The organism is Ruminococcus sp. Marseille-P328 (assembly GCF_964249465.1).
Classification (GTDB): Bacteria; Bacillota; Clostridia; order Lachnospirales; family Lachnospiraceae; genus Blautia_A; species Blautia_A faecis.
In genome coordinates, this window is record NZ_CAXUBQ010000025.1 from 21,838 (window position 1) to 45,560 (window position 23,723).

Sequence of the window (23,723 nt, forward strand, 5' to 3'; positions counted from 1 at the left end):
GTATGAAAAAGGCTTTCTTTTAGTGTGTTGAAAGTTGTTCAAATGTGTCCCTCCTGAAGAACTTTTCACCCTCCCAACACATTAAATAAGAAATGCGCGCAAAAAAAGACACTGTACAGATTTCTCCACACAATGTCTTTCTTCAAAATTTTCACATAAAATATTATTTCATCCACCTATCTGGCAATCCAGATCACAGACGGAATGCACTGCTTTTTTCAAAAGTTCCATATGCTTCGGTTCTGGAGGAAGTATCTCCGGCAGCTTGTATTCTCTTCCAAGCCAGTCGTACTTATCCTGTCCCAGACGGTGATAGGGAAGAAGGTGAATCTTCTTCACACCTGGCAATGTAGATGCAAAGGAAGCAATAGACTTGATTTCCTCCACACTGTCATTGAACGTTGGAACGACAGGTACACGAATCACCAGATTGGTCTGGCCAGAAAGAGCTACCTTTCTGGCGTTCTCCAGAGCCAGTCCATTGGGCTTGCCTGTAAACTGCTTATGCTTCTCCTGATTGGTATGCTTGATATCCATCAGGTAAGTATCCAGATAAGGCAGTACCATCTCTATATTTTTCCAGGGAACACAAGCCATACTCTCGATAGCTGTATTAATTCCACGCTCTTTCGCTGCGCGAAGAAGGTCACGGGCAAATTCCGGCTGACAGAGACATTCGCCGCCGGAAAGTGTCATTCCGCCGCCGGAACGGTAGTAGTATGGGCGATCCTTCTCTACCAGTTCGATCATCTCGCGGACAGTTACGTCTCGTCCCATGGTCTTCACGCCGTCTGGAGTTTTCATTGTCTGGATCTTATATTCCTGGGATTCCGGATTGCAGCACCACTGGCATCTGAGCACACAGCCTTTCAAAAACACAATGGTACGGATTCCAGGACCGTCATGGATGGAATAACGCTGGACGTCGAAAATACGCCCTGTAGTGTCTAAATATTCCATAGATATCTCCATTATACGGAAGTGCCAGCAGACTTCTCTTAACGAAGCCACCAGCAATTCCATTTATATTTTTCGCAGAAAGTTTCCATTCACATCCACACTTATCATCTCGCTAAGAAGTGAGCTATGGGGCAATTATAACTCTCCTGCATAAGAGTCTGCTGACTTTCGTTTTAGAATCCCTGCTCAGTTCTTCTGATAATGTCATCCTGCAGAGATTTGGAAAGTGTGGTAAACAGTGCACTGTAACCAGCCACACGTACAACCAGATGCTTATAGTTCTCCGGATGTGCCTGTGCATCCAGCAGTGTCTCTCTGCTTACAACGTTAAACTGCATATGCATTCCCTTCTGATCGAAGTAGGAACGGATCAGTGCAACGAACTTCTCAAGACCCTCACGTCCAGACAATGCTGACGGATGGAATTTCTGATTGAACAGAGTACCATTGGATACGATGAAGTGATCCAGTTTTGCAACAGAGCTTGCTGCTGCAGTAGGTCCGTTCACATCCTTGCCAGCGGATGGGGAAACACCGTCTGCAACCGGAGTATGTGCATATCTTCCATCTGGTGTAGCACCAGTCTGTCCACCAAGAGGTACGTTTGCAGATACCGGATAAAGTCCCGCCTGATACTGTCCGCCTCTTGGGTTCTTAAAGTTCTGTAACGGTCTTGTGTATGTGTAAGCTACGTCTCTTGCGAAGTAGTCAACCTCCGGAATGTCATTTCCGAATTTCGGAACTTCTGCGATCATGTCGTGAATTTCCTGATATCTAGCCATCTTCTCAGGTGCCATCTGGGCATTCATAACAGATTTCAGGACAGCTGCTGCAGTATCCGCATCAACCTTGGCACCGCTCTCGGTCATCTCTCTTAAGATGCCGGTTGTGATCTCTTTCACAGACTGCTCATCCAGGCCTTTGCCATAGTTCCATGCAAGAGCTTCTTTCAGCTCCTCCATTGTAAACTTCTTCTCCTGGTAAACCAGCTGGCGAATCGCATAGAGGGAATCTGCCATGTTTGCAATACCAAATCCCTGGGGACCGGTAAAGTTATAAACTGCGCCGCCTTCCTGTACAGTCTTTCCACGGGCGATACAGTCATCGATCATACTGGAAAGGAATGGAAGCGGGCAACGCTTTGCATGTGCTACGTCGATGGCATTATCTGCATTTACAAGAAGGGAGATGCAGTATTCCATCTGTTTCTTGTAAGCATCGTAAAACTCATCGAAGGTTTCCATCCGGGTAACATCGCCGGTAGGAATACCAACCATCTCACCCTGATCCATACCATTGCCAAATACAAGCTCCAGCGGACGGCACATATTAAAGAATGCTGCGTCATGCCATCCCTCTGTCTTACCTGCTTTCTGAGGCTCTACGCATCCGATGATATTGTACTCACGGGCATCTGCCAGGGAAAGTCCTCTGTTCTGCAGTGCCGGGATGATTACCTCGTCGTTATAATAAGCCGGAAGTCCGATACCCGTTCTGGTAAGCTCTGCTGCCTTGATCAGAAGGTCATGAGGAGAACCATTCCATACACGGATGGAAAGGGACGGAGCCGGAAGATGTACATGCATGGATGCCTCAATACACATAAAGGAAAGGTCATTGGTCACATCATTGCCATCTTTATCCTGACCTCCTACGATCAGGTTCTGGAACAGACTGTAGCCTGCGAAGCCTTCTGCAGATGCTGCGTCACGGACTTTATTCAGGTCATTTAATTTTACCCAGATGCAATCAAGAAGCTCCTGGGCTGCTGTTCTGGTAATCGCGCCGCTCTCAATATCCTTCTTATAATAAGGATACATATACTGGTCGAAACGTCCTGGGGAAATGGAATGTCCGCTAGACTCCATCTGGAGAAGCTGCTGCACAAACCAGAAGGACTGACACGCCTCCCAGAAATTGGTAGCTCCCTTCGCCGGAACCTTGCTGCAATTGGATGCAATCACAAGAAGCTCTGCTTTACGCTGTGGATCTGTACATTTCTCTGCCATTTCAAGGGCAAGCTTTGCATATCTGTCTGCATAATCAATCACTGCCTGGCAGCTCATGATAACTGCTTCCAGGAAACGGGAACGCTCTGCGTAATCTCCATCCCCCACATTGCATTTATCCAGCTCAGCCTGTGCTTTCGCCATAATGCCTTCGTATCCGATTTCAAGAACTTCCCAGTATTTTACGGTAACATGTCCTACACCATTATAGAAATAGTTTCCCGGTGTAAAAATATTGTGATCAATTGCACGAATGGCTTCTGGTGCCATATATGCTGTGGCAAGCTCACTGGTAGTCTTGCCTTTCCAGTATTTGTGTACCTCGCGAAGATCTGCTTTGGCCTCCTCTGAAATATAGAATGGATCAGCAGTTCTGGTGGCAACCGTATCCAGCTCATCTTCCAGCCACTGGAATGAGAATTCCGGGAATGTCTGGCATCCTCTCGGTGCAATGGAGTTACTTCCCACGATCAGTTCCTCATCACGGATGATGATCGGAATATTATGTAAAATGTGGGAAAAAGCTTTCGCTCTTCTGGTAATGATCGGCTGGTCTTCCGTCTCCTTATAGGACTCTGTGATCAGCTTCGCTCTGTAAGATTCGATCTCCGGCATCTTGGCATAGAGATGATCTACCAGACGGGTAATTCTGGAAGATTTCGGAATCTCACTTGAATTGTATTTTTCCATGGTTCTCCTTTCTCATGGATGTCCCGGCATATGAAATAGTATTCTGTATCTCCAAAACACAATATTCTCTCTGTCGGCAACATAAATGTCCGTTGTTCCATGACATAGTTTTCTATGCTCATTATACGTCATTTGCTATGCGGTGTCAACATAATTCAACACTGTTTTTGTTGCTTTGGTTGGTGTTTTTGGTTGATTTTTGTGGTTTTTCGTTGTTTTTATTAAGATACCAGGTTAAACAAAAAGCGTTTTCCGATTTTCATATTTTGATTTCAGAAAACGCTTTTCAAATTATATCTCCACACAAATTATATAGCAGTTCAGTGCCATACGTTGAAAGTTATCAATTTATTTGAAATATATGTGTATTCTTTCTCTCTGCCCCGTCTTGATATTTTCAGCCAATGCAACAGCAAGAAATCCAGATCCTCCTGCAACTTTTATTTTGCTGCCATTTGGTGACATCTTTGCTACACCCCAGTTACTTCTTGCATACGATATTCCCCCTCTGAGTTTCCAACCTTTTTTCAGATTAAATTTAAATGCGATACTCTTATTTTTATATTTGGAATAACGCAGATTATAAATTGCATTTTTTTTAAAAGCAGTTCCTTTAATTGTGAGCTTTCCCACCTTTGCAGAAGAAACAGGATTTACATATTTATACACGGTAAATGTACATTTGTAAGTTTCCCGTTCAGTTTTCACAGTAATAGTTGTTGTGCCAGCTTTTTGGGGCGTAGCCCAAATAGCATTATCCTTTATCTTTACAGTTGCAACTTTTGTATTACTGGATTCCACAACTACTTTTCTTTTTCCAATGTAGGCAATAAGTTCATCCGGATTGTAGCATCTGCGATTTTCCATAGTTTTAGAAGAATAAATAGTTGCATTTGTCTTAAGAATTTTAAATGCCTCTTTTGCGTAAGCAGGCACGGTCATTGCAAACATCATAGCAAATGTCAGAACAACCATTATTATTTTTTTTAGTGACTTTTTCATTTTCAACACTCCCTTCATGATATGGACATTACAGAATACAATATATATATACATTTTTGATTTTATAACAGTTTATACCCATTTACAATCTGTGCCAAAATGTGTGCGCAATTCTTTCGCGGGTTTGTCACATTCTGTTTTTTATCAATAAAAAAACTGCCATATCAGATTTCTCCAATACAGCAGTTTCCTCATCTTCTTATTTACCAGCTATGTAAAATACCAGTGCCTCATTCACACCTTAGTGGCAGTGTCCACCGCAGCTTCCGCAGTTCCCATTGCAGCCTTTTCCGCTTTTCTTATCTTTCACAATGCTTCTCACTGCCAGACCTGCTATTACGACTACGATAGCACCAACAACTACTGTTCCCATACTATACTCCTTTCCGGTTAGCCGAAACGTGCTTGCCGAAGGCTTCTATACCATTTCCCAAACACTGTACGAATTTTCACCAATAAATATAACAACGATTTATGCTGTTAGTATATTCTAACATTCATTAGATGTCAATATTTATTTTATATTCCTTACACATTCAGCTTCATCTGTCCGTCTTTAATATATCCCATATTTCGCATTCCTCGGTAAATCACATAGGATAACAGTCCCGGAAGTAGGAAGTGGAACAATACAATTTTCAGAATTACCAGCACCGGTGATTCTGTTGCCACCATAGTCTGGTAAGTCATGATCTGTCCAACCAGACCTGATGTTCCCATTCCGGAGCCTGTCGCATTGTTTGTCATATGGAAAGGCCCGATAATGGCAATTGGGCCTAAAATAGCAGATGCCAGTGTAGGAGGCAGCCAGATCAGCGGACGCTTCATAATATTAGGGATCTGCAGCATGGAGGTTCCAATTCCCTGGGCAAAAAGACCGCCCACGCCATTATCCTTAAAACTTGTCACTGCAAATCCAATCATCTGACAGCAGCATCCGATCGTTGCCGCACCCGCTGCCACGCCATTCAGCCCCAGAATAATTCCAAGAGCTGCAGAACTAATTGGCAAAGTCAGTACCATTCCCATGATGACAGAAACCACAATTCCCATTAGGATTGGCTGCTGCTCAGTTCCCCAGTTTACCAGGTTGCCAAGCCATGTCATGAAGCTTGATACTCCCGGTCCTACCAGTATCCCTACAGCACCACCGGAAAGGATGGTGATTGCTGGTGTAATAAGAAGATCCAGTTTTGTTTTTCCGGCAACCAGCCTCCCAATCGTAATTCCCACATATGCAGCCACAAACGCTCCAAGAGGCTCCCCAGGACCGGATAACACTAATGCCCCTGTATCAGACAACAGGGTTCCTGCAATAAGGTTTGATGCATAAGCCCCGATCATTCCTGCTGCCGCAGCCGACAACAGCACATAAGTAGATTCCCGGAATTTATACGCAACACCGATGCCGATTCCGGCACCTGTAAGCCTCTGGGCAACCACTGCAAATGCACTTAAATAAGTGCCATATGTACCGCCCATCAAATCACCAATCTGTTTCAAAATAGTTCCGATGATCAAAGTAGAAAACAACCCCAAAGCCATTCCGCTTAAACCATCAATAAAAATATTGTTTAAAACCTTCTTTATCGCTTTCATACTCTCTCCTTGTCCCCACCATCTAAAGCATGTAAAAAATTAATCTTGCAATCTGCAAAATACACCGAAAAGTGGGGCATGCAGACTGCGAGATTGTTTTTTCCGAACACGCTCTAATATAGATCCATCTTCTTCCTTCCCAGTTCAAGAAATACCTTCGTCCCTTTTCCAAGCTCCGACTCTATCCTGATTCCGTGATCCAGCCTTTTCATAATCTTTCCGCAAAGATAAAGCCCAATTCCAGTAGACCTGTTCTCTTCACGTCCATTATAGCCAGTAAACCCCTTTTCAAAAACCCGGGGCAAATCTTCGGCACGGATTCCGATTCCAGTATCTTCGATCACCAGCGTATGCGGCCTGGATATGCTCATATAGATGGATATTTTTCCTTTTTTTGTGTATTTCAGTGCATTTGATAAAATTTGTCCCAACACAAAGCCAAGCCATTTTTCATCTGTAAGCACCGTTTCCGATACCTCTTGATACTCCAGAGAAAGCTTTTTCCCAATAAATATTCTGGCAAATTTGTGAATCTGCTCACGAATCAGAGAATCCATATCCACTTCCTCAAAGCGGATGTCTGAAGCCATATCCTCCGTTCGAAGATACCCCAGCACCATCTCCACATACTGCTCCACCTTAAAAAGCTCATTCTGAATCTCCTGAGGTCTGGGCTTCTCTTCCTGAAGAAGCAGTCTTGCTGCAGCAATAGGTGTTTTGATCTGGTGAACCCACAGCGTATAAAAGTCTGTCAATTCTGTACCAAAAGCACTTCTCTGATTCTCAGCCTCTATTCTCTTCTCATCCAGACTACGGCAGATTTCCCGGTAAATAGCCTCATTTTCATTCTCCGGAGCCTCCAGACATTCTTCTGAAAAATTGCCGCAGTCTCTTATGTAAAGCAGACTTTCCTGCTTTTTCCGGTATTTATGGTAATCACACATAAGCCCCAGGCCTGTCAGCAGCATTTCAAAAACTGCCACATAACCTACAGGCTCCAGCGGAATATCATACAGAAAAAGGATTCCAGCCGTTACCGCTACCATAAGTAAAGCCAAAACACCTGTTTTCCATCTGGTTTTCAGATATTTAATCATACCATGTACCCCAGGCCTTTTTTGGTGATAATGAAGTTCTCTACACCCAGACCTTCCAGCTTCCGACGGATTCTTGTGATGTTTACTGTCAAAGTATTGTCATCCACAAAGCTGTCGCTCTCCCACAGTTTTGTCATAATCGACTCTCTGGATACAACATGCCCCTGATGTTCAAATAGTATCTGCAATATCTTCAATTCGTTTTTCGTCAGGTCTGCAAGCTTTCCATCCACTGAAATCGTCCCATTTCCAGGATTCAGCACTACGCCGCCCCTTTCCAGAAGACTGTTGTTCTGACCAAAGGCATAGGTTCTGCGAAGCACAGCCTGCACCTTCGCAGTTAACACATCCAGATCAAAAGGTTTCGCGATAAAATCATCTGCCCCCCGGCTCATGGCCATTACCATATTCATATTGTCAGCCGCTGAAGACAGAAACATCACCGGTACCTGTGAAATTTTGCGGATTTCCTCACACCAATGAAAACCGTTAAAAAACGGCAGTTTCAAATCCAGCAGCACCAGCTGTGGATCTTTTTGCACAAACTCCTGAATCACATGAGTGAAATCTTCGATCTGAAAGACCTCATATCCCCAGGATTCCAAATGTCGCTTTACTATCTGTACAATAATTTCGTCATCTTCTATTATTAAGATTTTATACATTTTTAATCAAGTTTTTCTTCTAAACGGACATGTCTGCCTGCGCAGACATCACCCCAAATGAAAGTCGATTGTTCCGCGCCTTTAGCGCTACCGCGCAGGACTTTTATCCTAAATATGCCTTCAGTAATTTCAGTGTATTCTTCGCTCCATCCCTGTGTGACCGCTCGTATCCATGAGATGCGTAAACTCCCGGTCCGATCAGACCATGCTTCATATCATAGCCTGCTTTCAGTGCCGCATCCACATCAGAGCCATAATGAGGATACACATCCACAGCAAACGCAATGTCATTCTCCTGTGCAGCCTTGATCAGACCGGAAACCACCTGGTAATCATATGGTCCCATACTGTCCTTAGCGCAGATTGAAACCATGGTTTCATCACATTCCAGGCCTTTTCCAACACATCCCATATCTACGGAGATCATCTCTGTCACTCCATCTGGGATAGCGGCACATCCACCATGTCCCACTTCCTCATAAGAAGTGATCAGTACATAAATGGTACGCTCTGTCTGAATTTCTTTCTCTTTCAGATATTTAGCATAGCCGAGAAGAATAGCAGTGCTGAATTTATCATCAAGGAAACGGCTCTTGATGTATCCGCTCTCAGTCACAACTGTCCTTGGATCAAAGCAGACAAAATCGCCTGTCATGATTCCAAGTTTTTTCACATCCTCTTTATTCTTCACCGGCTCATCAAGAATGGCCTCCATCGTCTCATAAGTACGTTTGGTATCGCTATACTCGCCGTTTACATGAACAGACGCATTCTCCAGCTGGAAAGTTGCATCATATACTTTGCCGGACTTTGTATAAACCTTACAATTCTCAGCCTCTGCATTGTTTGGATTCATACCGCCGATATTAGTCAGTTTCAGATGTCCGTTGTCCATGATCTGGCAGACCATTCCGCCAAGAGTATCCATGTGAGCTGCCAGAACCACTGCATTCTCATCGTCTTTTCCTCCAAGCTTTACAAGCACAGCCCCCTTCTGGGTGATCTGCGGCTCATAGCCCAGCTTTTCAAATTCTTTTTTTACAAAATCTGCTGCCATGTGGGTAAAACCACTTGGACTTGGCACTGAAAGCAGATCCTGTGCTGTTTTCATAATGTAATCTGTGTATTTTCCCATGATATTCTCTCCTGTTTTTTACAAATTTTAGTCTTCTTACCTATCGTTCTTCACTTTCTGTATAGCAATGCGCCTCACAGAAATTACTTTTAAGCGATAACATTATATGATACCAGTGTCAAAAGGTCAAAAAGCTGTTCGTGCTTGCACGATAAGGCTTTTGAACTTGGGACACGCCAAATATGAGAAAGTAGCGATTTACGCAGTAAATCAGCGGATTTCGAATATTTGGAGGATTGCGGGAGCAGCGTAGCTGCGTAGCAATCTGGGTATCAAATGAGTGTCAAAAGACCTTTTGACACTCATATCATTATATTTACTTATTATCCTCAAATGTGATAACTTTATAAACCCATACTTTTTGCCAATTCCACAGGTCTGGCTGCGTCACATAAGCTTCCCATGAATTTCCTGTGGCACTCTGGCTTTCACCAGAATTCCAGTATCTGTGTACTCCTCCGAAAGCAGCTGTCCATATTCCCGGATCAGCTGAATCTTGCCAGCCTCCTGATAGGTAAAAAGCTTTTCCACATAAATCTGCTCTTCGGAAAGAATTTTCCCCAGAAGTGCCTTTAAATCCTCAAGGCCTTCCCCTGTTTTCGCAGATACCTTCAAAGTGTGGTCTGCATTGCTGTCGCGCATACGGATAGCCGCTCCCATATCCACCTTATTAAACAATGTAATGGTCTTTTTCCCCTGAACTTCCAGCTCCTGCAAAGTGTCGTAAACCACTTCCATCTGCTGCACCGCCTGGGGATTGGAGCAATCCACCACATGAATGATGTAATCCGCGTACCTGGCTTCCTCCAGCGTACTCTTAAACGCCTCAACCAGATTGTGTGGCAGCTTACGGATAAATCCAACCGTATCGGTAAGCAGGATCTGCTGTCCGTCATCCAGCGTCAGAGCCCGCGTAGTCGGATCCAGAGTGGCAAAAAGCTTGTCCTCGGAAAGAACACCTGCGCCTGTCAAAGTGTTCAGTAAAGTGGATTTTCCCGCATTGGTATAGCCCACGATCGCCGCAGTCTTCATCTTTCCCCGGGTACGTCCGGTACGGAGCAGTTCTCTGTGCTTCTCTACCTGGGAAAGCTCTTCCTTCAGCGCTGTGATTCTCTTTCGGATCAGACGTCGGTCGCTCTCCAGCTTCTTCTCTCCAGGACCTCGGGTTCCGATTCCTCCTCCAAGTCTGGACAAAGACGCACCTAGTCCTACCAGTCTGGATGCTCTGTAACGGAGCTGTGCAAGCTCAACCTGAATCTTTCCCTCGCTGGTAGTGGCATGTTTTGCAAAAATGTCAAGGATCAGAAGAGTTCTGTCCATTACCTTACATTCCAGCTCATGCTCCAGATTGTTCATCTGTGCCGGGGAAAGTTCATCGTCACAGATGATTCCTGTAGCATCCGTGGCCAGCATAAGAGCACGTACCTCCTCGATCTTTCCTTTTCCAATATAAGTTCCAGGATGTACAGTCTCACGGTTCTGGATAATTTTTCCCACTGTCTGAGCTCCGGCAGTATCTGCAAGCTCCTCCAGTTCATCCAGGGATTCTTTCACATTATCGTTCTCATCCAGCTGAACGCCAACCAGAATCACCTGCTCCTGTATTTCTTCAATATATTCCATAAATCCTCCTTCCGGATCATCCATAAACTAACTTTCAGTTACTTTTCTATCTGAAAATCATCTGTTAGAGTATAACACAAACCCATTCCTTTTGGGAGAGGTATATTTCAGTTACTGTTCACTGGTAACGTTCCGCGAGGCGTTTTTTGTGAACAAAGTTCACAGAAAACCCGAGAATTGCGGCGCGAAATCATGCGAATGCATGATTTCTGTGCATCGCGAAGCGCGTTACTGTGAACGGAGTGAACAGTAACATATTTCAGATCTGAAAACAACAACTACAGTTCAGATCTCATATAGTATATAATAATAGTAAAAGACCAAAAAAGGAGGAACCTATGAAAAAGAAAAATCTCAAAACTCTTGCAGCATGCCTTTGCCTGTCCTGTACGCTCCTGACAGGTACTCTTCCCACCCAGGCAGCTGCCCGGACATCTGTTTCCCAAACTGCGAAATCTTCTTCCACTGTCACCAATAAGAAGACCCATTCCGGTAAGGGACAAGCTTCCAGTTCCTCTTCTGGTACCTGGAAGACCATCAAGGGCCGCCACTACTATTACAATGCTCGCGGCAAGAAAGTCAAAGGCAAGGTCAAAATCGGATCCCGCTATTACTTTTTTGACAAAAATGGAATTCAGCGTTACGGCTGGAAAAAAATCAAAAATGATTACTACTTTTTCCGTATCAGCACAGGAACCACCGGCGCATACATGCTGACCTCCACCACTATAAATGGTATCGCTCTTGATGCTTCCGGACGTGCCAGCAAATCCGGTTCTAACCTGCGCAAGCTGAAGCTAATGACAGAAGCGAACAAGATTGTAGAAAAGATCAGCAGACCAGGAATGAACAAAATGCAGCGCCTCCGTGCCAGCTTTGATTACGTCAAGAAGCAGTACACCTACTATTGCTGGCGTGAATTCAGAAATACACAGGACTGGGAAAAGGATTTCGCCGAAGATATGTTTTTCCGCGGCGGACGAGGTGACTGTGTTTCCTATGCAGCAGCTTTCGCCTACCTCGCAAACGCTGTAGGCATGAAAAAAGTTTATGTAATCTGCTCCGGCGGTCACGGCTGGGCTGAAATTGGTGGAAAGGTCTATGATCCTGACTGGGCGCTTGTAAGCAGCGTGGATTCCTACTTTGCAATGTCCTACGATCTCAGTGGCGTGAACGGCCGCCCCATGTATCGTGGCAACCGCCTTTATGTAAAAAAGATCTGAGTATATTACCAAAAAAGGATTTGAAATCCGGCATTCAATATTGCCTCAGATTTCAAATCCTTTTATGATTATAAAAATAGCTTCAAGAACCTTCTCTGTTTCCTATTCATTACTTCCAGTCCTGGATTTCAGGAAATCAAGCTCTTTCGCAGCTTCTTCATCCTCCGGATACATTCCGACATAAGACACAGCTTTCTCCTGCGCTGTGGAAAAATCCAGTTTTTTCTCATAAGCTACAATTTCATTAAATAACAAGCTCTGCATTTCATCATCGGAAGCAATGGAAATTCCGCTGCTGATATTTTCCAAAGCAGAATCATAATTTCCTTCTGCCATATCGCACACTGCCAGTCCATTGTATCCCTGTGCGGCAGTCTGTGTCTGATCCCCGGACGTATCATCCAGCTTCTGATTGATGTACTGCTGGTACATTGCCCGGGCATTTGCGTAATCTGACTGAGCGCCATAGACCATTCCAAGAACCAGAAGTGCCTCTGTACTTCCCTGATTGGAAGCATCTGTCAGCTCTTTCTGGGCATTGGTATAATCTCCCATATAGTAATAGATTCTTCCCCGGCTGCAAAGATCCTCTGCTCCCTTTGCATCTGTAGACAAAACAGCCTCCAGATACCTGGTTCCATCCGCTTCCATGTCCTTATCCAGGTACGTCTCGTAGATCTGGATGGCCCGGTCATAGCTGGAATCTTCCCCATATGCCTGCTCAAAATCAGAGGCAGCTTCATCATAGACATCCATTTCCAGGGCAACCTTTCCAGTAAGGAACCAGGCATCTGCATCCATCTCATAATTCTGGGCAAGCACCTGACAGTCTGCCATGGCATCATCCAGATAGCCAGCCTGCAGACGTGCCGTAGCACGATACAGATACAGGTCCCGGGCCATACTTTTACTTACTTTCTCCTCGCCAAGAGCACTGGTAAAGGCAGTAATGGCATCATCATAATTTCCCAGACGCTGCTGACAGATTCCAATCCCGCGGTAAGACACTGCAGGCTTCACACCATTATTCACAGAAGTAGTAAATTCATCCAGCGCATACTCATAGCTGCCCTGCTCCAGATCTTTCTCTGCTTCCTTAAAAATCTGCTGTTTTTCATTATCACAGCCAGCCAGAAGGGAAAGCCCCATGACCGCTGTCAATATTAATGCTGTTTTTCTGATTTTCATTCTCAACCAACGATCAGTCCTTCGGCTTCCATTACTTCCACAACACTGTCTACATACTGATGGCAGAGCTCATCTGTCTCGGCCTCCACCATAACACGGATCAGCGGCTCTGTACCACTCTCGCGGACCAGAATACGTCCGGAATCGCCAAGTGCCTTTCCTGCTGCTTCGACTGCTTCAACCACCTTCGGGTTCTCACGCGCAGTCTTCTTATCTGCTACACGTACATTTCGAAGAACCTGAGGATAAACCTTCATCTCTTTGGCAAGATCACATAAGGTAGACTTCTTATCTACACATGCTTCCATGACCATAAGAGAAGTAAGGATACCATCACCTGTAGCTGCATAACGGCTGAAAATAATATGTCCGGACTGTTCTCCACCAATGCTGTAGTTATTTGCCATCATATTCTCGGCAACGTATTTGTCACCAACGGCAGTCTGCTCATAACGCATTCCTTCACGCTCCAGAGCTTTGTAAAGTCCCATATTGGACATCACTGTGGTAACAACAGTATTTCCATTCAGTTTCCCCTGCTCTTTCAGATATTTACCGCAGACATACATAATCTTGTCACCATCGATGATATTTCCACGATGATCAACTGCGATACAACGGTCAGCATCTCCATCATAGGCAAATCCAATGTCCAGGCCATTGTCTACCACATATTTCTGAAGGACTTCAATATGGGTGGAACCGCAGTTTGTATTGATGTTAGTTCCATCCGGCTGATTGTTGATCACATAAGTTTTCGCCTGAAGTGCCTCGAAAACACTTTTTGCAATTGCGGATGAACTTCCGTTGGCACAGTCAAGTCCAACTTTTACATTTTTGAAATCACGGCTTGGAATGGAGATCAGGTATCCGATATAGCGGTTTCGTCCGGAAGCAAAATCAACAGTACGTCCAATGTCTTCTTTGCGTGCAAGAGGAAGCTCCTCGATCTCGCCATCGATGTAGGCCTCAATACGCTCCTCGATCTCAGCCTCAATCTTCTGTCCGTTTCCATTCAGAAGCTTGATTCCATTATCATAGAATGGGTTATGGCTTGCGGAAATCATAATACCGCAGTCAAAATCCTCTGTACGAACCGCAAAGGATACACTTGGAGTAGTGGTTACATGCAGAAGATAAGCATCTGCTCCGGAAGCGGTAAGTCCTGCAACAAGGGCATACTCAAACATATAGCTGCTTCGTCTGGTATCTTTTCCGATTACGATCTTCGCCTTATGGTCACGTCCATAATACCAGCCTACATAACGTCCTACTTTAAACGCATTATCAACTGTCAGCTGAACATTCGCCTCTCCACGAAATCCGTCTGTTCCAAAATATTTTCCCATATCTAATTATCCTCCTTGCTTATTACACCTGAAAGCATATAGGAATCATACATTCTTTTCCATATTTTCAGGCAAAACTGCAAACAATTACAATATACAGTATCTGATAATCTTATTTGTAAAGTCCGTTTGGATATACGCCAGCCTCGGTAAGCTCTTTAAAAGCTTTGATCACAACCTCTTTATCTTCCTGGTAAGTTACACCAAACCAGCTATCCTTTGTTTCAAGCACATCTACCTGGGCAGTTCCCTTCTGGATCAATGTATCAATCATAACCGGAAGAAGATACTCTGCCTTGATATCACCAGCTTTTACATTCTGAAGAAACTCTACAAATCCATCGTATAAAGTATCCATAAACGCAGGAGTCAGTCCCCACATGTTCATGGAAACAAGCTCATTTAAATCAAGCTTCTCTGCCGGCTGTCCATCTTCGCGGCTCTCAGCGCCATCTGCTGTTTTAAAAATGTTGTGTGTCTCGGTAACCCCTGTAAGCTTGCCGTCTGTAATGTGGCAAAGTCCTCTTGTAACACTTCCATTATCACTTAAGGTGTTTCCAAGACGGAAACCTGCCATGCAAATATGCAGAACATCATCTGCTGGCTGCTCCCGAACCAGATAATCATGTACTTTTACGTATGCTTCCTTTCCATAATAGTCATCTGCATTGATAACTGCAAATGGCTCTGTAAGGAACTCTCTTGCGCAGATAACAGCATGGCCGGTTCCCCATGGTTTGGTTCTGTCTGCCGGTTTCACAAAGCCTTCCGGAAGCTTCTCCATTTCCTGATATGCATACGCAACTTCTGCGATCTTCTCTACTCTTGCACCAATGGTGCTTTTAAATTCTTCTTCCAGATCCTTACGGATAATAAATACAATTTTATTGAAGCCAGCCTCCAATGCGTCTCTGATGGAATAATCCATAATGATCTCACCATTTGGTCCAACTGGTGCAAGCTGCTTGATTCCATTTCCAAATCTGCTTCCAACTCCGGCTGCCATAATTACAAGAGCTGTTTTTTTCATAGGTAATACCCTCCCATTTTTCATATGATTGTTGTTTTAGAGCGTGTTTGAAAAAGGCTCTAAGTTTACTGTTCCTGCAGATTGCTCAATTTCGCTGCCTGGTCTGCTGCGATCAGGCTGTCGATGATTTCATCCAGATCTCCATTCAGAATGTTATCCAGTCTGTGAAGTGTAAGTTTGATACGGTGATCTGTTACACGTCCCTGTGGAAAATTGTAGGTTCTGATCTTCTCGGAACGATCACCTGTACCGATCTGGCTTCTTCGCGCCTCTGCTTCTGCGTCATGCTGTTTGGCCAGCTCCATCTCATACAGACGTGAGCGAAGAACCTTTAACGCCTTATCCTTATTCTTCAGCTGGGACTTCTCATCCTGACAGGAAATTACGATTCCTGTAGGAATATGGGTCAGTCGTACTGCGGAGTCTGTAGTATTGACGCACTGTCCGCCATTTCCGGAAGCACGGAATACGTCGAATTTACAGTCGTTCATATCCAGATGGAAATCAATCTCCTCAGCTTCCGGCATAATTGCAACCGTACAGGTGGATGTATGGATTCTTCCGCCGGATTCCGTCTCTGGAACCCTCTGTACCCGGTGTACACCACTCTCATACTTCAGTCTGGAATAAGCTCCGGCACCGTTTATCATAAAGGTAACCTCTTTGAATCCGCCGATTCCATTCTCGTTTAAGCTCATCATCTCTGTTTTCCAGCGCCTGGATTCTGCATATTTTACATACATTCTGTAGATCTCAGCTGCAAAAAGAGCAGCCTCATCTCCACCGGCACCGGCGCGGATCTCCACGATAACGTTCTTATTATCGTTAGGGTCCTTAGGCAGAAGAAGGATCTTCAGTTCATGCTCCAGCTCTTCCACACGCTTCTTGGCATCGGAAAGCTCTTCCTTGAGCATTTCTCTCATATCCTCATCCTTCTCCTCTTCCAGCATGGAAAGGCTGTCCTGAATGGTTTCTTTATTTTTCTTATATTCCTTATAGGTATCCACAATTGGCTGCAGGTCGCTCTGTTCCTTCATAAGTTTCTGGAAACGATCTGGATTAGATGTTACATCTGGCTCACCCAGCTCATTCAGAACTTCCTCGAAACGTATGAGCAAATCGTCCAACTTGTCAAACATGGTTTTCCTCCTGTTATGTTCTTCTCTTTACTTATATAAAACTATCGTCTGCCCAACACAACTCTGTCAAGTCCCGTCAGGTCTTTAACAATCTGTACATCAAAAAAGCCATTTTCCCGCATCAGCGCCTTTACAGCTTCGCCCTGATCATATCCGATTTCAAACAGCATCCAGCCATTTTCCTTTAGGAAAGCCTTTCCCTCCGATACGATTTTTCTGTAAAAATACAGACCATCTTCATGGCCATCCAATGCAAGTCTTGGATCGTGATCCCGCACTTCTTCCATAAGCTCTTCAATCTCTGCGCTTCTGATGTAGGGGGGATTCGAAATAAGGATATCATACTGAGGCATATCTTTGCCAGTGTTTTGTTGAAAAAAAGCTGACGAAAACAAGTCGCTTTCCACGAAAACAGCTCTGTCTGACACTTCCAGGCTTACCGCATTCTTATCTGCCACCTGAAGAGCAAGTGGGGAAACATCAGCACCCACCCCATATGCATCCCCGGTAAGTGCCAGAAGACTTAAAAGAATACACCCCGATCCGGTGCACATATCCAGAATCCCTGGTGTCTTTTTCCCTTTCATGACTTCCAGAGCCTTCTCCACCAATGTCTCCGTATCCTGCCTCGGAACCAGTACGTTTTGATTTACATAAAATTCAAATCCCATAAAATATGCCTGGTGGGTAATATGCTGCAAGGGAACATGAGCTGCTCTTTTCCGGATCAGTTCCCGGTATCTGTCCGCTTTTTCCTCATCCATCCCGTCAGCTGAATGAGCGAAATAAAAGGCTCTGTTTATCCCGGTCACATACTCCAGAAGAAGCCAGGCATCCAGCCTGGCTTCCTGGATCTTATGCTGCTCCAGAACCTTGGTTCCTTCTTTTAATAGTGTTTCCAGAGAAGTCATTGTGCAGCTCCCGTTTCCGGCACATTCCCGGTGCGTTCTTCACTGTCCCCGCTTTCAGATTGCGCGGAAGCAGCGGAAAGATCACCGTTTTCTTTGTTCTCATATGGAATATCCAGATTGAATTCTGTCTTTAAATATGCTCTCCAGTCAAACACAGCCTCCACAGCCTTGATGGCAACCTCTGCCATATCAGCTGTAGGTTCTTTTGTGGTAAATTTCTGCATTGCCATACCAGGTTTGCTCATCATCAAGGCAAATTTACTGTCTGTCCTGCCTGCCCACTGGATAATTTCAAATGAAATTCCAGATACTACAGGTACCATGAGCAGACGGCCGAAAAGACGGAACCAGTAAGACGGTACCAGTACAAAAATAAAATGTAGGAAAATACTTACTATCATAACCAGGAACAGAAAGCTTGTTCCGCAGCGTCTGTGGAATCTGGAGCTCTCAAGCACGTTCTCCACAGTAAGTGGCTTACCATTTTCCACACAGTTGATACATTTGTGTTCAGCACCATGATACATAAAGGTTCTCTGAATATCCTTCATTCTGGAGATCAGGATCATGTATCCCATAAACAGACCCAGCTTCACAAACGCTTCCACAATGGTAACCACCACTTCCGAAGCGCCTACTTTACGGCAAAGACTGGCCAGTGCATAAGGAAGCAGCATAAAGGCTGCAATGGAAATTACAATAGAAATGGCCACAGTTACATAGAGCAAGGCTTTAAATGCCTTGTCTTCTTTTTTCTTCTTGGCTTCCAGTTCTTCTGGAGAAAGAGCAGCATTCTTTCTGGTCTCTTCCTCGTCCTCCTCATCACCTGCAATTTCAGCTGAATACATAAGGCATTTCGTTCCGGTTACCAGAGAATCGATAAAGCTTACCATTCCGCGGATGATCGGTTTCCGCCAGATCCTGGCTTTCCCGAAAATGCATTTATAATCTTCCACTTTTACTACAATTTCTTTATCAGGACGTCTTACTGCAATGGAGTATTTATCCTTGTGGCGCATCATAATGCCTTCCATTACAGCTTGTCCACCGATATTGGATGGTTTCATTTTATCCTCCAGTTACAAAGAAAGGTTGAGATTTCCCAACCTCAACCTTCTCATTCAGTAATATTCAAATTATTTATTCAGGCCGTATTTCTCGTTGAACTTATTGATACGTCCGCGAGCCTGAGTAGCTTTCTGCTGTCCTGTATAGAACGGATGACATTTGGAGCAGATTTCTACGTGGATATCCTGCTTGGTAGATCCTGTTACAAAAGTATTACCGCAGTTGCAGGTTACAGTTGCCTGATAGTAATTCGGATGGATTCCTTCTCTCATGATTTTCACCTCTCTATATTTATTCTATTTTATTTGCGTTGAATCTGACGAATTCACACTTTACACAGCCTACTGATTATAGCATGGCGTTATGAGAAATGCAAGTTATTTATAAAAATTTCTAAAACTAATCCCAGATAATATTCTGCACGGTGTTTTTTGTGAACATTACAATTTCTGTTTTTTTACCATTTGCACAAATTCAGCATTATTTGCAGTACGTGCAAACATGTTCAGGATCTGTTCCACTGCCTCATCAGACTTCATTCCGTTAAGAGCCTTTCGCATAATATATACAGCTTCCTGCTCGTCTTTGCTCAGAAGCAGATCTTCTCGTCTGGTACCGGATTTCTGAATGTCGATGGCCGGGAAAACCCGTTTCTCCTGAAGCTTGCGGTCAAGAACAAGCTCCATATTGCCGGTTCCCTTGAATTCTTCGTAAATAACGTCGTCCATTTTGCTTCCGGTGTCAACAAGTGCAGTGGCCAGAATGGTAAGGCTTCCTCCCTCACGCATATTACGTGCTGCACCAAAAAAGCGCTTCGGCATATGAAGTGCTCCCGGATCAAGACCTCCTGACAGAGTTCTTCCACTTGGGGGAACAACCAGGTTATAGGCTCTTGCCAGTCTGGTAATGGAATCCAGAAGGATCACAACATCCTGCTTATGTTCTACAAGGCGGCGTGCACGCTCTACAACCATCTCGGATACACGCTTATGATGCTCCGGAAGCTCATCAAATGTGGAATAAATAACTTCCACGTTCGGTCCCTGTATTGCTTCCCTGATATCGGTAACTTCCTCAGGACGTTCATCAATAAGAAGAATGATCAGATGCATATCCTTGTTATTCTTAAGAATAGATTTCGCAACATCCTTGAGCAAAGTAGTTTTACCTGCCTTAGGCGGGGAAACGATCATACCACGCTGTCCCTTTCCGATAGGGCTGATCAGATCTACGATACGCATGGCAGTAGTTCCGCCAGGCCGCTCCATGATCAGACGTTCATCTGGGAAGATTGGGGTCATATTTTCAAAATTGTATCTCTTCTGTCCCTCACTTGGATGGAAACCATTGATAGACGTCACATACAAAAGGGCACTGAATTTCTCCCCCTGTGTTTTAATACGGATATTTCCCTGAATAATATCCCCTGTCTTCAGATTGAATCTGCGGATCTGTGACGGAGAAACATAGATATCATTTTCTCCCGGAAGATAATTCTCACTTCGGATAAATCCAAACCCATCCGGCATAACCTCCAGGATTCCATTGGCCTTTTCGCCACTGTCAAGCTGGACCGTTTCAGCCGGAACACTGTAAGCGTTGCTTACATCCTCTTCTGTACGGTTCTCACTGGCTACGCCTGTACGGGGCTGTTCCGTTTCCTCAGGTCTTAATTCGGCTGGCGGAACCACTTCTACAGGTTTCGCTACAGGAGTGCGCTTCACGAAGTTCTCCGGTCTGTTTTCCCCATTATAACTGTTCTGGCGTCCTACATTTTCATTTCTGCCATAATTATTGCTGCGGTACTCAGGATTACGCCGTATAATGGTACGGGATCTGGTTGGTGCTTCTCTTCTCTCCGGTGAAGAAACACTTCCCGTATTTTCTGTTTTTTCTGCTGCCACAGGCTCTGGTCTTGCAGGTATGGTATTCTCTTCTGCTGTTCCGGAAATAGTCTGCTCATTTTCTGCAGTCTGTTCTTTCCTGTCCTCTTCCAGCATACGTTCAATTAATTCAGGCTTTCTCATAGTAGAAATGCCCTTCAGTCCTCTGGCTTTTGCCAAGTCTTTCAGCGTAGCCAGGGATAATGATTCATACTTTTCTTTCATCAATCATCTACCTCTTCGACTAATACAATTCTAAAACACATTTCAATTTTGATTTAACGGGATACAAATGTCTGATTAGACAGAAGCTATATACTGAATTATAAAAACATCCTTCAAAAAACTTATTAAAGTTTATTTTAACACATTTCAGGCGCCGTGTCTACATCCATTCCAAATATATCTATCCCTGCCTGCAAGAAAGTGATAACCTTTGTTTTGTATTATACACACCTAAGGTTTTTCATTGCAAGAATTTTCTGTCGACGCATATCCCGACTCTTCGACATATATAAGAGTCCTGTTCTCCCGGTGACCCAAAGATAAGTACCAGCTGTCACTTACCTTTTTATAAAATACCGGTTTCCCACGCCTGTGCTATTCACAATAAAACACCCGGAGATATTTCTCCGGGTGCCGGTCATCTTTAAAATTATTAATTCCAGAACGCTCCGTAAATCTTCTGGATCTTAGCGACCTGTGCGTCTGTAATCTGATTCAGTGCATTCTGAACAGCTGCATAAGTCTGTGGTCTGCTACTCTTCAGGGAAGCATTGTTCAGGATGTAATCCTTAACAGATTCTGCAAAATATTCGGAAGCATTCTGTGTTACATAGGCTTTATTAAAAGCTGTAACATTTGCCTTCTCAGCTGCAAAAATGCTCTGGAAGCTTGCTGTCTTATCTGCATTTCCTGCGATAAATGCAAGGAAATGACCCAGCTCATGATAAACAGAATCATCAATCTGCTTCATTGTAATAGATCTTGATCTTGCATCAAAATATCCTGAATAGTTGACGGATGGATCAACAACAAGCTTAAATCCCAGCTGCTGATATGCTGCAATTACACGATTGTCCATCTTGCCTGCAACACTTGCTACATTTTCCTCGTGTTTGCTCTGGTTCTGTGAAGAGTTTGCTGCTGCAGTTACCTGGGCAGCAGAAGTACCAGAAGAAGTAGTGCTTACAGCGGTCTCATTGTTAATTGATACCTGCTGTGTAGTTGTTGTCTGAACAGTTGTTGTGATCTTGGATGTAACAACTTTCTTTTTGGATTTCTTGGTGTATTTCGCTGTTGCTTTGGTAACAACGGTTGTCTTGGTATCTACTGTTGTATTACCGGATTTATTTGTTTTATTGGTTACTTTTGTTTTGGTTTTCAGTTTCTTGGTATAGCTCTTCTTGGAAGCCTTTTTTAATTTAACAGTCTTCCTAGTTGTCTTGGTACTGGAGGTAGTCTTCACAGTAGTCTTCGGCTGGGAAGCCAGTGGAGTTTCATCTTCTATGATGGAAGTCTCCATGATCGGATCTGTGTAACTGGGGAATTCAGGTGTTTCTCCTACTCCTGAGAATAATGAAACGCCGCCGATCACTGCTGCCAATGCTATAGCAGCACAACTGGAAACAACTTTTTTATTTGCGAGCCACTCTGCTAATTTCTTTCCTTTCATAAATAACACACCTTTCTTGAACCATAATGTAACTGACTTGCCGCTATCCGGAAACTATCAGTCCCATCAGTTTGTGGAAATAAAAAAACCGTTTATCAGATTAAATAAACGGTCGCCACAAATAGAAGAACCACGTCTCCTGTCATATTACATTACCTAATCAATATCAATGCGGCAACCGGCTGTCATAGTCCTGAGACCTTAGACCCTTGGCTTTGCGTCCCTGTCTTTCAACAGGTTTGCCTTTTATTCATTTCTTATAATAGAGCAAGTCCTCACTTTTGTCAACGGATTTTCTTTGTTAAAATTCACAAAAATCCGTCTAAAAAATACAAAAATGAAAAAATCTGTAAAACTATCTGAGCTGACCGTAACAACTGATAATCATTCTCAAATAATTTCACAGATTTCTTTTCGCTGTCTGGGTAGTAACATACACCCCTCACAGTTTACGTGTAGATTCCCGTTCTATGAGTCTTCCGGCCAGCATTTGCCGTTTAACCACCTTTTTCCGGTCAATCATGTCAAACAAAGTACGAATACTCTGCTGTGCAGTTTCCACTCTGGGATATTCCAAAGTAGTAATAGATGGATGATAATATTCTGCAATATCCTGTCCATCAGCCCCTGCCACGCAATAATCCTCCGGTACTCTTTTACCGCTGTCAATAATTGCTTTGCAGGCTCCTACAGCCAAAGTATCTGAAATAGCATAAATACAGGAAAAATCTACTCCTGATTCCAAAAGCTCACGGGTACTGTTATAACCATTCTCAATAGTATAAATTCTATTCCCCGGCTTTAAACGGACTATAAGCTTCTCATCGTACTCCAGTCCATTTTTCTCCAATGCCCTTTTATAGCCATTCAGATGGCACCTTCCCAGACCTTCATCTCCGGAAGTAATGAACGCAACTCTTTTATGTCCACAGCTGCACAGATAATCAACCATATTCTGGCTCTCGATCTCTGTATCAATTGTTACAAGAGCGCTTCGAGTATAAGATCCAGTATCCTCCGGAATTGTTTTTCCGGAACTGGCGATCACATACGGAACCCTCACCATTCTCAGCTTTGACTCATCATAATCATACATACCACCAAGAAATATGATTCCCTTGACCTTTTTCTCTTTTTCCAGTTGAAGCGCAAGCTCAACTTCATCTTCATCATCTGCTACATTCTGCAATACCAGGCAGTATTTTCTTTCACGAACCTTTTTCTCCAACACATGCAGCATAACACCCCAGAATGGGTTGCTGATTTCTTTTACCATAACTGCGATCGTATTTGAATCAGCTCGTTTCAGGTTTCTGGCACTGTTATTCGGTACATAATTATACTCTTTGATAATATCCAGAATCTTCTGTTTCGTTTCAGGATTAATGTCCGGGTGATTGTTAATAGCCCTGGACACCGTGCTGACTCCTACGCCACACAGTTTCGCAACCTCTTTAATTGTTATCTGCTCCATAAC

The 23,723-nt window shown here is 43.9% G+C and carries 20 protein-coding genes and 1 riboswitch; of the genes, 1 reads left to right on the forward strand and 19 read right to left on the reverse strand.

What is annotated here, in order from left to right; all coding sequences use genetic code 11:
• Positions 1–168 precede the first annotated feature (168 nt).
• The 9 genes from ACESTK_RS16180 to hflX all read right to left on the reverse strand — a co-directional run bounded on the left by ACESTK_RS16180 (position 169) and on the right by hflX (position 10,780).
• Positions 169–960 (reverse strand): glycyl-radical enzyme activating protein, encoded by a 792-nt coding sequence (locus tag ACESTK_RS16180; protein WP_195589674.1) that lies wholly within the window; start codon positions 958–960, stop codon positions 169–171.
• Positions 961–1,133: 173 nt separating this feature from the next.
• Entirely contained in the window at positions 1,134–3,659 is a 2,526-nt protein-coding gene (locus ACESTK_RS16185; protein WP_373120239.1) for a glycyl radical protein, read from the reverse strand.
• 348 nt (positions 3,660–4,007) lie between these two features.
• Entirely contained in the window at positions 4,008–4,661 is a 654-nt protein-coding gene (locus tag ACESTK_RS16190; protein ID WP_373120240.1) for a hypothetical protein, read from the reverse strand.
• Between the two features lie 241 nt (positions 4,662–4,902).
• Positions 4,903–5,034: a FeoB-associated Cys-rich membrane protein gene (locus ACESTK_RS16195; protein WP_148461082.1), complete on the reverse strand. Its 132-nt coding sequence runs from the start codon at positions 5,032–5,034 to the stop codon at positions 4,903–4,905.
• Between the two features lie 155 nt (positions 5,035–5,189).
• Positions 5,190–6,260 (reverse strand): PTS transporter subunit IIC, encoded by a 1,071-nt coding sequence (locus ACESTK_RS16200; protein ID WP_118578128.1) that lies wholly within the window; start codon positions 6,258–6,260, stop codon positions 5,190–5,192.
• A 113-nt stretch (positions 6,261–6,373) separates the two neighbouring features.
• Positions 6,374–7,357: a sensor histidine kinase gene (locus ACESTK_RS16205; RefSeq protein ID WP_373120241.1), complete on the reverse strand. Its 984-nt coding sequence runs from the start codon at positions 7,355–7,357 to the stop codon at positions 6,374–6,376.
• Positions 7,354–8,022 carry a response regulator transcription factor gene (locus tag ACESTK_RS16210; RefSeq protein ID WP_118578126.1) on the reverse strand — a complete coding sequence of 223 codons (669 nt, stop codon included), beginning with the start codon at positions 8,020–8,022 and terminating at the stop codon, positions 7,354–7,356. Before ACESTK_RS16210 ends, ACESTK_RS16205 begins: the two co-directional genes overlap by 4 nt.
• 103 nt (positions 8,023–8,125) lie before the next feature.
• Positions 8,126–9,157 (reverse strand): M42 family metallopeptidase, encoded by a 1,032-nt coding sequence (locus ACESTK_RS16215; protein WP_173716016.1) that lies wholly within the window; start codon positions 9,155–9,157, stop codon positions 8,126–8,128.
• A 387-nt stretch (positions 9,158–9,544) separates the two neighbouring features.
• Positions 9,545–10,780 (reverse strand): GTPase HflX, encoded by a 1,236-nt coding sequence (gene hflX / locus ACESTK_RS16220; RefSeq protein WP_118578125.1) that lies wholly within the window; start codon positions 10,778–10,780, stop codon positions 9,545–9,547.
• A 338-nt stretch (positions 10,781–11,118) separates the two neighbouring features.
• On the opposite strand from hflX, the gene ACESTK_RS16225 reads away from it, so the two are divergent.
• Entirely contained in the window at positions 11,119–12,003 is an 885-nt protein-coding gene (locus ACESTK_RS16225; protein ID WP_195992896.1) for a transglutaminase domain-containing protein, read from the forward strand.
• 102 nt (positions 12,004–12,105) lie between these two features.
• Here the strand turns inward: ACESTK_RS16225 and ACESTK_RS16230 are convergent, their stop codons facing one another.
• The 10 genes from ACESTK_RS16230 to ACESTK_RS16275 form a co-directional block, all read right to left on the reverse strand.
• The gene (locus ACESTK_RS16230; protein ID WP_373120242.1) at positions 12,106–13,191 is read right to left on the reverse strand and encodes a tetratricopeptide repeat protein; all 1,086 of its coding nucleotides are present in this window, start codon (positions 13,189–13,191) and stop codon (positions 12,106–12,108) included.
• A gap of 2 nt (positions 13,192–13,193) precedes the next feature.
• Positions 13,194–14,540: a phosphoglucosamine mutase gene (glmM, locus tag ACESTK_RS16235; RefSeq protein WP_173718197.1), complete on the reverse strand. Its 1,347-nt coding sequence runs from the start codon at positions 14,538–14,540 to the stop codon at positions 13,194–13,196.
• Positions 14,541–14,652: 112 nt separating this feature from the next.
• Positions 14,653–15,570 carry a sugar phosphate nucleotidyltransferase gene (locus tag ACESTK_RS16240; RefSeq protein WP_373120243.1) on the reverse strand — a complete coding sequence of 306 codons (918 nt, stop codon included), beginning with the start codon at positions 15,568–15,570 and terminating at the stop codon, positions 14,653–14,655.
• Positions 15,571–15,635: 65 nt separating this feature from the next.
• Positions 15,636–16,709, reverse strand: coding sequence for a peptide chain release factor 1 (gene prfA / locus ACESTK_RS16245; protein ID WP_118578120.1), 1,074 nt, complete (start codon positions 16,707–16,709; stop codon positions 15,636–15,638).
• Positions 16,710–16,750: 41 nt separating this feature from the next.
• A complete protein-coding gene (gene prmC, locus ACESTK_RS16250) occupies positions 16,751–17,620 on the reverse strand; it encodes a peptide chain release factor N(5)-glutamine methyltransferase (RefSeq protein ID WP_373120244.1) in 870 nt (289 codons plus the stop codon).
• The gene (locus ACESTK_RS16255) at positions 17,617–18,687 is read right to left on the reverse strand and encodes a DUF1385 domain-containing protein (RefSeq protein WP_118578118.1); all 1,071 of its coding nucleotides are present in this window, start codon (positions 18,685–18,687) and stop codon (positions 17,617–17,619) included. Before ACESTK_RS16255 ends, prmC begins: the two co-directional genes overlap by 4 nt.
• 69 nt (positions 18,688–18,756) lie before the next feature.
• Positions 18,757–18,960 (reverse strand): 50S ribosomal protein L31, encoded by a 204-nt coding sequence (rpmE, locus tag ACESTK_RS16260; protein ID WP_117851138.1) that lies wholly within the window; start codon positions 18,958–18,960, stop codon positions 18,757–18,759.
• A gap of 168 nt (positions 18,961–19,128) precedes the next feature.
• The gene (rho, locus tag ACESTK_RS16265) at positions 19,129–20,796 is read right to left on the reverse strand and encodes a transcription termination factor Rho (RefSeq protein WP_373120253.1); all 1,668 of its coding nucleotides are present in this window, start codon (positions 20,794–20,796) and stop codon (positions 19,129–19,131) included.
• 433 nt (positions 20,797–21,229) lie between these two features.
• Positions 21,230–22,246, reverse strand: a complete 1,017-nt coding sequence (locus ACESTK_RS16270; RefSeq protein ID WP_373120245.1) for a hypothetical protein — start codon at positions 22,244–22,246, stop codon at positions 21,230–21,232.
• Between the two features lie 170 nt (positions 22,247–22,416).
• Positions 22,417–22,500: riboswitch (cyclic di-GMP riboswitch) on the reverse strand.
• A 188-nt stretch (positions 22,501–22,688) separates the two neighbouring features.
• On the reverse strand, positions 22,689–23,720 hold the full coding sequence (locus tag ACESTK_RS16275; protein ID WP_195992892.1) for a LacI family DNA-binding transcriptional regulator: 1,032 nt from the start codon (positions 23,718–23,720) through the stop codon (positions 22,689–22,691).
• Between the last annotated feature and the right edge of the window lie 3 nt (positions 23,721–23,723).